Source organism: Neisseria sp. 19428wB4_WF04, assembly GCF_015235335.1.
Lineage (GTDB): Bacteria > Pseudomonadota > Gammaproteobacteria > Burkholderiales > Neisseriaceae > Neisseria > Neisseria musculi.
In genome coordinates this window covers 87,091-102,141 of sequence record NZ_JADGLG010000001.1, presented here as the reverse complement: position 1 = coordinate 102,141, position 15,051 = coordinate 87,091, and the positions used below count along the sequence as shown (strand labels likewise).

The window sequence follows — 15,051 nt, the reverse complement described above, 5'->3', positions numbered from 1 at the left end:
ACATAAACTATTGAAATAAAATAATTGATGGTTTTAAGGCTGGATTCCGCCTGCGGAAGGAGGAGCGCAGCGGACTTGCGAAGCTAATAATAACGGAACTTAAGCATTTCAGACGGCATTAAGGGCATGCCTGCAAAGCTCCCGGTCTGTTGAATTTTGCCGAAACCGTAACATAACGGCCGAACACGACAGGGTGTCCGGCCGTTATGTTACAGAGAGAAAACGTTTCACACGGGGTTCATAAAATTCTCGATTTCTTCCAGGCTGATTTCCGGCGTGGCACCGTGATACGATGCCACCAGCGCGCCCAGCGCGCAGGCGAACGAAACGGCTTCCTGCGGCGGGGCGTTGTCGAGCAGTTTGTAGGTGAGGCCGGCCAGGAAGCTGTCGCCGGAGCCTACTGTGTCGGCCACTTTCACGCGGTAGCCGCAATGCCGGAAAAATTCGCCGTTTTCAAAATAAATCGCACCGTGGCTGCCGAGGGTAACGCAAATACGGGGCGTGCCGCTCAGTTTGGCGAGAAACAGGATGTTTTGCTCGATGGAATTGTGTTTGGAACCGTAGGTTTTCGACAATTCGTATAATTCGTCATCGTTGAGTTTGATCAGGTCGGCTTTTTTCATCATTTCGAGCAGACGGCCGGTGTCGTAGTGCGGTGGGCGCAGATTGACATCGAAAATTTTGAATTTGGCTTTTTCTGCCAATCGTGCGAGCGTGTTGCGGGAAACTTCATCGCGGGTAGAAAGACTTCCATAGATGAAAGCATCCGACTCTGCCACGCGCTGCAGGGCGGCTTCTTCCACTTGGATTCTGTCCCATGCGCAGGGATAAACGATTTCGTAAGATGCACTGCCGCAGGCATCAAGATGCACTTTCACCAGGCTGGTGGCTTGGTCTTTGCACACTTGCAGCAAATCGGTATTCACGTTTTTGCTTTCAATCTGGCGCAAAAGCTCTTCGCCGTCTGCATCATCGCCCCGGCTGCTGATCATGGCGGTGTCGGCACCGAGCGAGCACAGGCGGACCAAGACATTAAGCGGCGCGCCGCCGAGTACTTTCCCGCCGGGAAAGTCGTCCCACAATACTTCGCCGAAACTGGTTACTTTCATCATGAATCTTCCTTGATTAACGATTTAGACAATTCCTCCAGCGGCACGCCTTTTGTTTCGGGCATCAGAAAGATAACGAACAAAAGCTGCAATACCATCATGCCGGTGAAAATCATAAATACGGCGCCGGCACCGATGGTGCCGAATAAAAACGGAATCATGGCCGGAATGGCTGCCGCCAGCACCCAGTGGGTAGAGCTGCCGAGCGACTGGCCTTGCGCGCGCAGGTGGTTGGGAAAGATTTCCGAAATAAACACCCAAATCACGGCACCTTGGCCGACAGCATGGGCGGCAATAAACAGAAAAAACAACAAAGGAACAATCTGCCCGCTCCAATTTTGCGAAAATGCCAAAGAAATCAACCCGAGCGAAATAATATAGCCGAAAGAGCAGATATACATTAAAGTGCGGCGGCCGAGTTTGTCGATCAACACCAAGCCGGTCAAGGTGAATACCAAATTAACCAAGCCTACGCCCACGCTGTTGAGCAGGGCGGCATTTTTCCCCAAACCCGCAATTTCAAAGATGCGCGGCGCGTAATACAGAAAAGCGTTAATGCCTGAAAATTGGTTGAAAAAGGCAATCAGAAAAGCCAGCAGAACGATAAAGCGGTATTTAGACTGCCAAATGCTTTCGCTGCCGTGTGCGGCATCTTCCCTGCCCGCTTCGATCACACTGTCGATATCACGCCCGGGGTCGATTTTTTGCAGCACTTCGCGGGCTTCGCTGAAGCGGCCCTTCATCATCAGCCAGCGCGGCGACATCGGAACGGTACAGACCATTAAGGTGTAAATCAGAGCCGGCAGGGCTTCGATGCCGACCATCCAGCGCCATGCCGTGTCGCCCAGCCCCATCTTGGCAAAGGCATAGTTGGATAAAAATGCCGATAAAATGCCGAATACAATGTTGAATTGATACATGGCCACCAAGCGGCCGCGTTTGTCGGCAGGAGCAATTTCAGACACATAGGCGGGGGCGGCGATGGTGGAGGCACCGACACCCAAACCGCCGATAAAGCGGAAGAAGGCAAATGACCACGGGTCGGAAACCAATGCCGAGCCGATTGCGGATACGGTGTAGAGTATGCCGATAATAATCAAGGTTTTTTTCCGACCCAGCGCATTGCTGGGCCAGCCGCCGAACAGAGCCCCGATTACCGTGCCCCACAGGGCGGAGGCCATCACCACATTGCCGTGAAAGAGGGAAGCACTGCCGAACAAGGTGTAATGCCCCCACATTTCGGAAAGGGATTTTTCGGCACCCGAAATCACAACGGTGTCGAAACCGAACAGAAAACCTGCCAGCGCCACCGTAACCGACCAAAAAAGAAGTTTGGATTGGCTCATAAAGCGTCCTTTTCTTTTGAAAATTAAAAGAATTGCCTCTGACAAAAGCTGCCTGAAGGAGCCGGCAGCCAATGAAAGCGTTTCCGAGCCGGATAAGGGGCGGCAACGCCTTGTTAAACTTCTGTTTTTCCGGTAAGTGGTTCGGCACGGGCCTGTGTGTAATATTATTATGCTTGATGTAATAAAACACAAAAAACACTGCGGCTATTATGTTTTAAAATTCTGTGGCGGACAAGCGCGCAAAGAGAACTTGTGCTTGAAGTTTGATTCACGGCAAAGCTCTGCAAAAAACCGTCATAACACAATAAGGCTGCGCATTAAGGCTTTGTTTTGCAATATGGTGCAAACATTTGCCGCGCCAAAGTATGGCGGCAGGCGAAATGTAATTAACTTACAAAATGAGTGAGCTATATCAATGAGGCCGTCTGAAACATTGCTATAATAACGTTGTTTAATTACTCGTTTCAGGTAGCAATATGAGCGATTTGTATCCGGAGCAGATTCTGCAGGCAACGGTTGAAAAAGGCGTAGCGAAGGCAAAGGGGAGTGCTTTCACTTTAAGCATTTTGGGCTTTTTGGGCGGCATGTATATTTCGCTGGGCTATTTGGCCTATATCCGCGTAGTGGGCGGGATGCCGCACGATTGGGGCAGTTTGGCAGTGTTTGTCGGCGCGGCGGTGTTCCCCATCGGGCTGGTGTGCATTCTGATAGGCGGCGGTGAACTGATCACCGGCAATATGATGGTGGTGCCGGTGGCGTGGCTGGCGAAGCGGATTTCTCTGGCGCAATGGGGGCGGAACTGGCTGATTGTTACGCTGGCCAACCTTGCGGGCGCTTTTTTTGTCGCATGGTTTTTCGGCCATTATGTCGGCTTGACCGAAGGCGGAGTGTTGGAAAAAACCATTTCGGCGGCCGAGAGCAAAGTGGCTGCAGATTTCGGCCGCGCACTGGTGTCGGGCATAGGCTGCAACTGGATGGTGTGTATGGGCGTTTGGCTTTGCTACGGTGCGCACAGCTTTTCAGGCAAGATTCTGGGCATTTGGTTTCCGGTGATGATTTTTGTGTTAGTGGGCTTTCAGCACGTGGTGGCCAATATGTTTGTGATTCCCGCCGCGATTTGGGCGGGTGCCGATATTTCATGGGTGCAGTTCGGCTGGAACATGGTGTCGGTGTATTTGGGCAATGCTATCGGCGGTGCGGTGTTTGTGGGGGCGGTGTATTTCTACGCCTACCGCAGCAAGCTCGGTTTGAAGGCTTGAGCCCGTTTTAGAGGCCGTCTGAAACTTTCAGACGGCCTGCGGCCTTTGTAAACACACCAAATGCGGATGCAGTTCAAGGCGCAGCAGCGCAGGCATATCAGATAGACAGGCAAAGATAGATAGGCAAACGGGCGGGCAGCACACAACGCAGAAATACGCCGCAAATGGTGTTTTTACCAAAGTTCCAGCCTTGTTTTGTGTACAATAACGGCTTTACCGTTTAACCGTTTTCAGGCCGTCTGAAAACAAAAAAAGGATTGATTGATATGAATATCCGCATCGGACAGGGGTATGATGTCCACCAACTGACCGAAGGCCGCAAGCTGATTCTCGGCGGCGTGGCCATTCCGTTTGAAAAAGGGCTGCTCGGCCATTCGGATGCCGATGCGCTGCTGCACGCCGTTACCGATGCGCTGTTGGGCGCGGCGGGTTTGGGCGATATAGGCAGCCATTTTCCCGATACCGCCGCCGAGTTTGAAAATGCCGACAGCCGCGTGCTGCTGCGCGCAGCCTATCAAAGCGTGCAGGCGGCAGGCTGGCGGGTGGTGAATGTGGACAGCACCATTATCGCCCAGCAACCCAAGCTCGCCCCGCATATTCCTGCCATGCGCGCCAATCTCGCCGCCGATTTGGGTTTGGACGAAACAGCAGTAAATATCAAAGGCAAAACCAACGAAAAACTGGGCTATCTGGGAAGGCAGGAAGGCATAGCAGCGCAGGCCGCCGTGTTGTTGCAGGCCGTCTGAAAAAGCGGATACTGCGCGGTTGGGTAAAAACTGTTACCATGTTTGCAGACAGCAAACCAAAATCAAAACGGTATCAAGCGCAGAAGCCTCAGGGCAGCAACATCGTACGGAGCCGGTTCTGCCGCCGTTTCAGCGGCTTGCAAAGCCGTTTTCTTTGCACCGGGGCAGTGCCGTATCGTTTTTATTTTGGCTTATATAATGTTCAACCCGTTTCATTTCTGATGGAGAGAAACAGCATGGCATCACAAGACGAACTCAAACGCATGGCTGCCGAAAAAGCCGTAGAGCTTGTAAACGAAAACGAATATATCGGCATCGGCACCGGCACCACCGTTAATCTGTTTATCGAAGCGTTGGCAAAAAGCGGCAAAAAAATCAAAGGCGCCGTTTCCACCTCGAAAGGCACTTCGGAGATGCTGGCGCGTTACGAAATCCCCGAGGTGCAGATGAACGAAGTGTCGCACCTGTCGCTTTATATTGACGGCGCCGATGAGGTGAACCACTCGCTGCAAATGATTAAAGGCGGCGGCGGAGCGCATCTCAACGAAAAAATCGTGGCCAGCATTGCCGACAAATTCGTGTGTATTGCCGATGAAAGCAAATACGTTTCGCGTTTGGGCAAATTTCCGCTGCCGGTGGAAGTGATTCCGATGGCGCGTTCCATGGTTTCACGCAAATTGGTGGCTTTGGGCGGCCAGCCCGAGCTGCGCATGGGTTTCATCACCTTCAACGGGCACCAGATTGTCGATGTGTACGGCTTGAATATCACGCTGCCGGTTACGCTTGAAGACGAAATCAACAAAATCCCCGGTGTGGTGGAAAACGGCCTGTTCGCCCGAAATGCCGCAGATGTGCTGGTGTTGGGCACCAAAGAGGGCGCGAAAGTGATGGTGCCGGGCTAATCCGCAGCAACAGTTGCAACAAGGCCGTCTGAAAAACAAGGTTTCAGACGGCCTTATATATTGCGCGGCAACAATATTGCAACTTTTTCCGTTTTGCCGCACTTCTGATATTGCTCAATATCCAAGCTGTTTTACAGTTTTCATCTTTTGCGAAAAAGCGTAAGATTAACTTTGCTTTTTCTACAGTTTTCCTCCCACATTTCAGAAAGGTAGCATCATGTTTTTCGACAAAATCGAAGCCGCGCCGGCCGACCCGATTCTGGGTTTGGGCGAGGCATTCAAAGCCGAAACCCGCAGCGGCAAAGTGAACCTGGGCATCGGTGTATATAAAGACGCCCAAGGCAGAACCCCGATTGTGAAAGCCGTGAAAGAAGCAGAAAAACGCCTCTTGGAAACCGAAAACACCAAAAACTACCTCACCATAGACGGCGTGGCCGACTATAACGAGCAAACCCAAATGCTGCTCTTCGGCGCCGACAGCGAAATCATCGCTTCCAAACGCGCCAAAACCGCGCAAAGCTTGGGCGGTACCGGCGCACTGCGCGTAGCCGCCGAATTCATCAAACGCCAAACCGGCGCCAAAAACGTGTGGATTTCCGCGCCCACCTGGCCCAACCACAACGCCATTTTCAAAGCCGTGGGCATCAATATCCGCGATTACCGCTATTACGACAAAACCGCCCACTCTCTCGACTGGAGCGGCCTGATTGAAGATTTGGGCCGGGCCGAAGCGGGCGATGTGGTGCTGCTGCACGGCTGCTGCCACAACCCCACCGGCATCGACCCCACGCCCGAACAATGGGAAACTTTGGCCAAAATGTCGGCCGAAAAAGGCTGGCTGCCGCTGTTCGACTTCGCCTACCAGGGCTTTGCAGACGGCCTCGAAGAAGATGCCTACGGCCTGCGCGCCTTTGCCAAACTGAATAAAGAGCTGCTGGTGGCCAGCTCGTATTCCAAAAACTTCGGCATGTATAACGAACGCGTGGGCGCATTTACCATCACAGCTGCCGATGCCGAAACCGCCAACCGTGCCTTCAGCCAGGTGAAAGCCATCATCCGAACCCTGTATTCCAACCCCGCTTCACACGGCGGCACCACCGTGGCGATGGTGCTGAAAGACGAAGCCCTCAAAGCGCAATGGATTGCCGAACTTGACGAAATGCGCACACGCATCAAAGAAATGCGCCGGCAGTTTGTGGATTTGCTGCAAGAATACGGTGCTGGGCAGGATTTCAGCTTCATCGTGAAACAAAACGGCATGTTTTCGTTTTCGGGCTTAAGCCCCGAACAGGTTGACCGCCTGAAAGACGAATTTGCCATTTATGCCGTGCGCAGCGGCCGCATCAACGTGGCGGGCATCACCGCCGACAATATCCGCTATTTGTGCGAAAGCATTGTGAAAGTGCTGTAACGCGGTTTGAAACACACAAGGCCGTCTGAAACTTTTTCAGACGGCCTTTATATTACACCCCATAAAAAGGGGTACATTTTTACATTCTTTCTTTAAACCTACTACCCTGCCTACGGGTTTTCGCTCGGCAGTTCTGCTTCGCTGAGCGGCTCGATAAACCAAATGTTTTTGCAATAATCCTGAATTGAGCGGTCGGAAGAGAAATAGCCCATGTTGGCAATATTGATTAATGCCGAACGCCGCCATTTGGCCGGATTGCTGTAGTGTTTGTCGGCACGTTCCTGTGCTTCGATATAGCTGCGGAAATCGGCGGCAAGCTGGTAGTAGTCGCCAAAGCCGTGCATCACGTTGCTGTAGCGGCTGTGCTCTTCGGGCGAGAAGGTGCCGGTGGACACTTGTTTGATAACGCGGCGCAGGTCGCTGTCTTGCTCGAGATAAACAAACGGATCGTAGCCTTCGCGGCGCAGGGCTTCCACCTGCTCGACTGTGTTGCCGAAAATGAAGATGTTGTCTTCTCCCACTTTCTCGAGAATTTCTACATTGGCACCGTCAAGCGTGCCGATGGTGAGCGCGCCGTTGAGGGCGAATTTCATGTTGCCGGTGCCGGAGGCCTCGGTGCCTGCCAGTGAAATCTGCTCGGAAAGGTCGGCTGCTGGGATGATAATCTGCGCCAGGCTCACGCTGTAGTTGGGGATAAACACCACTTTGATTAAGTCGCGGATGCGTTTGTCGTTGTTGATCACCGCCGCCACATCGTTAATCAGGCGGATGATGCGCTTGGCCGCCACATAGGCCGATGCGGCTTTGCCGGCAAAGATAAACACGCGCGGCTGCCAGTTGGCATCGGGGTTTTCGAGAATTTTGTTGTAACGGTCGATGATGTGCATCACATTCAGGGCTTGGCGCTTGTATTCGTGGATGCGTTTGATCTGCACATCAAACATGGCCTGCGGATTAACCTTGATGCCCAGCTCTTTTTCGATGTAGTCGGCCAGGCGCTGCTTGTTGGCCTGCTTCACTTCGGCAAATTCTGCCTGCACTTCGGGGTCGTCCGCCAGCCCGTTGAGTTTGGCGAGGTGATCCAAATGCAGGCGCCAATCTTGCTCTCCGAGGGTTTTATCCAAAAACTTGGTCAGCGGGCGGTTGGCCACGGCAATCCAGCGGCGGGGGGTTACACCGTTGGTTACGTTGGTGAAGCGGTCGGGGAAAATTTTGGCGAAGTCGGCGAAAATCGAGGTTTTCATCAAATCGGAGTGGATTTTGGCCACGCCGTTCACGCGGTGGGAACCCACCACTGCCAGCCATGCCATGCGCACGCGGCGGCCGTTTTCTTCATCGATGATGGAAACACGGCGGATCAGGTTGGGGTCGGTTTTGCCGATGGCGCGCAACGCGTCCAAAAACTGCTCATTGATTTCAAAAATGATGTCGAGATGGCGCGGCAGCAGGCGGCCCATCAAATCTACCGGCCAGGTTTCCAACGCTTCGCTCATCAGGGTGTGGTTGGTATAGGAAAACACGCGGCAGCTGATGCCCCAGGCCTCTTCCCAATCCATGCTTTCTTCGTCCACCAAAATGCGCATCAGCTCGGGAATCGCCAAAACGGGGTGGGTGTCGTTGAGATGGATCACCACTTTGTCGGCCAGGTTTTTGAGGTTGGGGAAACGGCATTTGTGGCGGGCAATGATGTCTTGAATCGATGCCGACACCAAAAAATATTCCTGCTTCAGGCGCAGCTCCCGACCGCTGTCGGTGGAATCGTTGGGATAGAGCACGCGCGAGATGTTTTCGTCTTGGGTTTGTCCGCGCATGGCGGCGAAATAGTCGCCCTGGTTGAAATTGGCCAAGTCGAAAGTATCGCCCGCGTGCGCCGTCCACAGGCGCAGGGGGTTGGCCACGTTGCCGCCGTAGCCGGGAATCACTTCATCGTAGGCCAGCGCGGTGATGTGTTCGGCAGGTTCCCAATATTTGATGCTGCCGCTGCCGCACACCCGTCCGCCGAACGACACGGGATAACGTTTGGCAGGGCGGGCAAACTGCCACTGCATATCGTGATCCAGCCACAAATCGGGTTTTTCAATCTGCTGGCCGTCAACGATTTCCTGCTTGAACATACCGTATTGGTAGCGGATGCCGTAGCCCACGGCCGGAATGCGCAGCGTGGCCATCGAATCGAGAAAACAGGCGGCCAGCCGGCCCAGGCCGCCGTTGCCCAGGCCAGGGTCTTCTTCCTGCTCGCACACATCGGCAAAATCCAGCCCCAACTGCTCGAACGCTTCGTTAAACACATCATAAACGCCTTCGTTAATCAGCGAATTAACAAACGAGCGCCCCATCAGAAATTCCATCGAAAGATAATAAACCATGCGCTTGCCGTGGTCTTCGTGGCTGCGGCGGGTTTTCAGAAAACTCTCGGTAACCAGGTCGCGGGCAGCAAACATGGCGGCGTTGAGCCATTCCTGCGGGGTGGCGTTGCGGGGATCGACACCCAGAATAAAAATCAGCTTATACACAATGGCGCGGCGCACAAAATCGGCGTCGGGCTTGGGCATGGCATATTCGTATTCGGGCAGGGGGAGCTTGGAAATCATAAATCAAACCTTTTATATCAAAACTTAAATCATTGTTCCTGCGGGCAATTGTAAGGCCGTCTGAAACGCGCTGACAAATTTTCCCATATAAAAATGCCGATTATGCCCACCCGGCATTGAAACTGTTGGTAGTGGGCAACCGGCATTTCCGTTGTTTGGGCAAACCAACCCGTCAGCCCCGCAGGCTGCGGTAGCAGGCATCGTAGCTTTCGGCGGCTTTGTGCCAGCCGAAATCCTGCGCCATCGCCTGCCGCCGCACGGCCGGCCAGACACGCGGTTTGCGCCACAGTGAAAGCGCGTTTTCCAGCGCGCCGCCCAATGCGCCTGCGGTCGGCTCGTCAAACACAAAACCGGTGGCGGTTTTATTTTTCAGCGTTGCTTCATCGGTTTGAACCACGGTGTCGGCCAGCCCGCCGGTGCGGCGCACCAAGGGCAGCGTGCCGTATTTCAGGCCGTAGAGCTGGGTGAGGCCGCAAGGTTCGAAACGGCTGGGGATTAAAATAACATCACCGCCGCCTACCAATTGGTGCGCCAATTCTTCGTTATAGCCGATATACACGCCGACCTGCTGCGGATACTGCTCGGCCAGCCGCACAAATGCCTGCTCCAGCTCGGGCGCGCCGCTGCCGAGCAATACAAACTGCAAATCCGGGTTGGCGGGCAGCTTTTCGTGCAGCGATTCGAGCAGGAAATCTGCCCCTTTCTGCGGGGTAAGGCGCGACACCATCACGGTGAGCAGGGCTTTTTCATCAGCATTCAAACCGAAAAACTGCTGGAGGGCTTTTTTGCCCGCTTTTTTGCCCTGCATGGCTTTGGGGTGGAAAGGCTTGGGCAGTGCGGCATCGGTTTGCGGGTTCCAAACCGCATCGTCCACGCCGTTGAGCACGCCGCTCAAGCGGCCCTGCTGCCTGCGGGTATCCAGCAGCCCCGACAACCCGCCGCCGGCCGGCTCGCGGGTGATTTCATCGGCATAGGTGGGGCTGACAGTGGTAACGTGGCCGGCGTAAAACAGGCCGGCTTTCAAAAACGAAATCTGGCCGTGAAACTCCACGCCGTCCACATGGAACATCTCCCACGGCAGCCCGATTTCGCCCAAGTGTTTCGACTGAAACATGCCCTGATAGGCAATATTGTGGATGGTAAACACGCTCTTGATATAGGCGTTCCATGCGTTGAGATAGGCCGGCGCCAAACCGGCCTGCCAATCGTGCGCGTGAAGCACATCCGCCCTGCCCCACAAACCATCGAGGCCGGTGGCCACGGCAGCGGCCGCCCAGCCGAGTATGGCAAAGCGGATCACATTGTCGGCATAGTCGAAATAATGCTCGTTGTGGTAAGGGTTACCCGGGCGGTCGTAAAGATGCGGCGCATCAATCAGATACAGCCCCAGGCCGCGATAGTCGGCATAACGTATCTGCACGCTGCCGCCGAAGGTGTCGCGCACGGCCACCAAGGCGGCATCGGGCAGCACATCGCGCACATGGCGGTAATAAGGCAGGATAACGCGCACATCGTGCCCCTGCGCTTTCTGCGCAAACGGCAGCGAACCCAGCACATCGGCCAGCCCGCCGGTTTTGATCAGGGGGTAAAGCTCTGAAGCGGCATGTAGAATTTTCATAAACAGATTCCTAGAGATAAATTTTTAAAGCAGCGCGTATGGTTCAGACGGCCTGCGGTGCAATGCCTGCAAGCAGGCCGTCTGAAAGCTGCGGCCTTAGGGGCGGGTTCTGCCTGCTGACGCGGCATCAAGGCCGTCTGAACACGCTTAATATTGCTGCCCCTGCGGTGCGGTATGCGCCTTAGGCTGCCTTGCGGGCAGTTCGGCGGGGCAATGCGCTTTTTTCGGTTTTCAGACGGCCTGCGCTGAAAAGCCTGCAATCAGGCCGTTGGGGTGAAAACCGCATCAAGGCCGTCTGAAAATCCTATGTTCAGGCTGTGAAAATCACATCAGGCCGTCTGAACCCATGCCCGCCCTTTCAATGCGGCGTTCAAGCCGTCTGAAAGCCTGTACGCCTCAGGTGGGTTTGTCAGGCCTGCGGGTGCGGTATGGCAGCCGTCTGAACTGCTGCCTGCCTTGGAAAGGCCGCTGCTCTTGCGGTGCATCTGAACACCCATCAGCCCTTGCGGCGCAGCATTCAGCTTCGGGCTGCCGTTTGGGCGGCTCGGCAGGCTGCGCGGTTTTTTCGGTTTGTGTTCAGACGGCCTGCGCTGAAAAGCCTGCAATCAGGCCGTTGGGGTGAAAACCGCATCAAGGCCGTCTGAACCCATGCCCGCCCTTTCAATGCTGTGTTGCGCCTTGCAGCGTTAAGGCCGTCTGAAAGCGGCGGCACAGGGTATTGCCGTCTGTGCCGCCTGCCGGCAGGTGCGGTTATGCCCGCTCCAGCATGGCAGGTGTTACCAGCACAACGTTGCCGCCGGAGCTGATGCGGAAGCGTTCGGCATCTTCTTCGCGGTTTACGCCGATAACGGTGTTGTCGGGTATCACGCAGTTGCGCTCGATGATGCAGTTTTTCAGACGGCAGTTTCTGCCGATATGCACGCCCGGCAGTATCACGGCCGAATCAATCACCGAACCGCTGTTTACGGTTACGCGGTCGAATAAAACCGATGAGGTGATTTGGGCATCGGTGATCAGGCAGCCGCCGCCCACCAGAGAGTTGTCGAGCGTGCGGCAGTCGGTGTTTTTATAGAAAAACTTGGCCGGCATCGGCTGGGTGGGCAGGCCGATAACCGGCCAGTTGCGGTCGAACAGGTTGAGCTGCGGGTGTTCGGTAACCAAGTCCATATGGGCGCGCCAGTAGCTGTCGAGCGTGCCGACATCGCGCCAGTAGATGCTGCCCTCGGCGTTGCGCCCCATGCACGAACGCTCGAACGGGTGGGCGTAAAGCACACCGTCTTCAAGTGCGCGCGGGATGATGTCTTTGCCGAAATCGTGGTGGGTGTGTTCGTTTACCACTTCTTCTTCGAGCGTTTGGTAGAGATAGTCGGCATCAAACACATAAATGCCCATCGAGGCGAGCGAGTGGTCGGGCTTTTCGCGCATGGCCGGCGGGTTTTCGGGCTTTTCGACAAATTCCTGCACCTTGAGGTTTTCGTTCACGGCCATAATGCCGAATTCTTTGGCTTCGCTGCGTTTCACTTCGATGCAGCCCACCGTGCATTTGGCACTGCTGTAGATATGGTCGCGCAGCATCTGCATATAGTCCATTTTATAGATGTGGTCGCCGGCAAGTATCAGCACGTATTTGGGTTTGTAGTGCTCTTTCATAATCGGCACGTTCTGCCACACGGCATCGGCGGTGCCTCGGTACCACATGCTTTCGTCTATCTGCTGGCGCGCGGGCAGCATATCGACAAACTGTCCGCGTTCGCGCGGCATAAACGACCAGGCGTGCTGAAGGTGGCGCAGCAGCGAGTGGGCTTCGTATTGGGTGATCACGCCGATTTTGAGCAGGTTGGAGTTCAAACAGTTCGACAAAGTGAAGTCGATGATGCGCCAGTTGCCGCCGAAATAAACGGCAGGCTTGGAGCGGCGGTCGGTCATTTCGTGCAGGCGCGAACCGCGCCCGCCGGCCAGAATCAATACCAGGGTGCTTTTGGCAATGTCGGTGTTGTGCAGCATACGCTCAGGCTCGTAAGACAGGGGTTTTTCTTTGTGGTTGCTCATAGAGGCTCTCCAATGCGTGAAAAAATCCAAATGCCCATATCGGCTACGGTGCATTCGGGCGGGGAAACTTCGGCCTGCGAGGGGGCGAGGCGGCAGCCCCAACCGCCATCGGGCAGGCGGTAGGTTTGCGGGCTGCGCTTGGCGTTCACCAGCAGCAGCCACCTGTTGTCTATCAATATCTGCATCGATTTGGTTTCGCGGTTTTCCCAATCGCGGCCGTCCATATCGCGGCCGTCTGAAGCCAGCCAGCGCACGCGCTCTGCGCTCCACCATACGTCTTCGTTCAGCAGGCCGGTTTCGCGGCGCAGCGCCAGCAGGTTTTGCACATAGCGTTCCAAATCTTCATCGCGCGATGCCCAATCGATCCAGGTGGTTTCGTTATCCTGGCAATAGCCGTTGTTGTTGCCCCTCTGGCTGTTGCCGGATTCATCGCCGCCCAGCAGCATGGGCGTGCCGTTGGCCAGCAGCAGCGAAGCCAGCAGGGCTTTGGCGGTGTATGCCCTGGCCCGAACAACGGCAGCATCATCGGTTTCGCCTTCTATGCCGTGGTTCCAGCTCAGATTGTGGCTGTGGCCGTCGCGGTTGCCTTCGCCGTTGGCTTCGTTGTGTTTGTGGTTGTAGCTGAGCAGATCGCACAGGGTGAAACCATCGTGGGCGGTGATAAAGTTCACGCCTGCCGAGGGGCGTTTGCCGCTGTGTTGAAAAATGTCGGAAGAGCCGGCCAGCCGCTCGGCAAATGCGCCGAGATTGCCGCTTTCGTGCACCCAAAACGCGCGCATATCATCGCGGAAACGGTCGTTCCATTCGGCAAACGGGTAGGGAAACTGCCCCAACCGGTAGCCCCCGGCGCCGATGTCCCACGGCTCGGCAATCAGTTTGCGCCCCGCCAAAACGGGGTCTTGCGCCAGCGCCTGGAAAAACCGCCCGTGTGAGTGGAAATCCGGTTCGCGCCCCAACACCGTGCCCAAATCGAAGCGGAAACCATCGATGTGGAACGCTTCCACCCAATAGCGCAGGCTGTCCATCACCCAGCGGGTAACGTGGGTTTGCGACACTTGCAGGGTGTTGCCGCAGCCCGTCCAGTTGCAGTATCCGTTACAGGTCATCCAATACCATGCGGGGTTGTCGATGCCGCGCTGGCACAGCATCAGCCCGGTTTCCAGATCCTGCTCGGCGGTGTGGTTGTAAACCACGTCTAAAATCACTTCGATGCCGGCCGCGTGCAGGGCTCTGACGGCGCGGCGCAGCTCATCGGCGGCATTTTGCGGGTCGGCGGCATAGCGCGGTTCAACGGCAAAATGCGAATAGGTGTTGTAGCCCCAATAATTCACCAAACCGCGTTTTTGCAGGTGGAATTCATCGAGATGCAGGTGCACGGGCAGCAACTCCACGGCGGTGATGCCCAAATCTTTCAGACGGCCTATTACCCGTTTATCGGCCAGTGCGGCATAGGTGCCGGCATCGGGCAGGCCGGGCATCAGTTTGGTGAGGCCTTTGGCATGGGCTTCATAAATCACCGTTTGCGCCCACGACACATCGGGGAAGGCATCGCCCTGCCAATCGAACCCGCCCTCGCCCGTTACCACGCTTTTGGGCGCAACGGCGGTATTGTCGCGCGCATCGTCATAACGGAACCATGCCGACTCTGCTTCGCTGCGGTAGTGCGCGGTGCCTGCCACCGCTTTCGCATAGGGGTCGAGCAACAGTTTCTGCGGGTTGAAAAACAGCCCCGATGACGCATCGGCAGCACCGTGCACGCGGTAACCGTAACGCTGCCCTTCTCCCACGCCTTCGGCAAAACCGTGCCAGATATGGCCGCTGCGGGCAGGCAGCGGCAGACGGGTTTCGCCGCCGTGTTCGTCAAACAGGCAAAGCTCTACCTTGCTTGCGTGTGAAGAAAACAGCGCGAAATTGGTGCCGTCTGCCTTAAGGCTTGCGCCCATCGGATAAGGCAGGCCGTCTGAAAGAGTACAAACAGATTGCGTATGGTTCATTTCTATACCGTTTCGGATAAACCGTG

Annotated in this window: 11 protein-coding genes; 4 read left to right on the top strand and 7 right to left on the bottom strand. The window is 55.4% G+C overall.

Annotation, left to right across the window (positions count from 1 at the left end; translation table 11 throughout):
* Positions 1-227: 227 nt before the first annotated feature.
* Positions 228-1,109, bottom strand: a complete 882-nt coding sequence (locus IR141_RS00435) for a carbohydrate kinase (RefSeq protein ID WP_135033761.1) — start codon at positions 1,107-1,109, stop codon at positions 228-230.
* Complete coding sequence (locus IR141_RS00430; RefSeq protein ID WP_135033706.1) at positions 1,109-2,455, bottom strand: sugar porter family MFS transporter; 1,347 nt, start codon at positions 2,453-2,455, stop codon at positions 1,109-1,111. Before IR141_RS00430 ends, IR141_RS00435 begins: the two co-directional genes overlap by 1 nt.
* Positions 2,456-2,931: 476 nt before the next feature.
* Between IR141_RS00430 and IR141_RS00425 the strand changes: the two genes are divergently transcribed.
* The 4 genes from IR141_RS00425 (at position 2,932) to IR141_RS00410 (ending at position 6,773) form a co-directional block, all read left to right on the top strand.
* Positions 2,932-3,714 (top strand): formate/nitrite transporter family protein, encoded by a 783-nt coding sequence (locus IR141_RS00425; RefSeq protein ID WP_135033704.1) that lies wholly within the window; start codon positions 2,932-2,934, stop codon positions 3,712-3,714.
* Between the two features lie 266 nt (positions 3,715-3,980).
* On the top strand, positions 3,981-4,460 hold the full coding sequence (ispF, locus tag IR141_RS00420; protein WP_135033702.1) for a 2-C-methyl-D-erythritol 2,4-cyclodiphosphate synthase: 480 nt from the start codon (positions 3,981-3,983) through the stop codon (positions 4,458-4,460).
* 236 nt (positions 4,461-4,696) lie between these two features.
* On the top strand, positions 4,697-5,362 hold the full coding sequence (gene rpiA / locus IR141_RS00415; protein ID WP_135033700.1) for a ribose-5-phosphate isomerase RpiA: 666 nt from the start codon (positions 4,697-4,699) through the stop codon (positions 5,360-5,362).
* Positions 5,363-5,579: 217 nt separating this feature from the next.
* Positions 5,580-6,773, top strand: a complete 1,194-nt coding sequence (locus IR141_RS00410; RefSeq protein ID WP_135033699.1) for an amino acid aminotransferase — start codon at positions 5,580-5,582, stop codon at positions 6,771-6,773.
* 110 nt (positions 6,774-6,883) lie between these two features.
* Here IR141_RS00410 and IR141_RS00405 read toward each other — a convergent pair whose 3' ends face one another.
* From IR141_RS00405 to glgX, 5 genes are all read right to left on the bottom strand, one after another.
* The gene (locus IR141_RS00405) at positions 6,884-9,364 is read right to left on the bottom strand and encodes a glycogen/starch/alpha-glucan phosphorylase (RefSeq protein ID WP_135033698.1); all 2,481 of its coding nucleotides are present in this window, start codon (positions 9,362-9,364) and stop codon (positions 6,884-6,886) included.
* A gap of 172 nt (positions 9,365-9,536) precedes the next feature.
* Complete coding sequence (gene glgA / locus IR141_RS00400; RefSeq protein WP_135033697.1) at positions 9,537-10,982, bottom strand: glycogen synthase GlgA; 1,446 nt, start codon at positions 10,980-10,982, stop codon at positions 9,537-9,539.
* Positions 10,983-11,311: 329 nt separating this feature from the next.
* Entirely contained in the window at positions 11,312-11,587 is a 276-nt protein-coding gene (locus IR141_RS00395; RefSeq protein WP_135033695.1) for a hypothetical protein, read from the bottom strand.
* 145 nt (positions 11,588-11,732) lie between these two features.
* Positions 11,733-13,031, bottom strand: coding sequence for a glucose-1-phosphate adenylyltransferase (gene glgC / locus IR141_RS00390; RefSeq protein WP_228068089.1), 1,299 nt, complete (start codon positions 13,029-13,031; stop codon positions 11,733-11,735).
* Complete coding sequence (gene glgX, locus IR141_RS00385) at positions 13,028-15,025, bottom strand: glycogen debranching protein GlgX (protein WP_228068088.1); 1,998 nt, start codon at positions 15,023-15,025, stop codon at positions 13,028-13,030. Before glgX ends, glgC begins: the two co-directional genes overlap by 4 nt.
* Between the last annotated feature and the right edge of the window lie 26 nt (positions 15,026-15,051).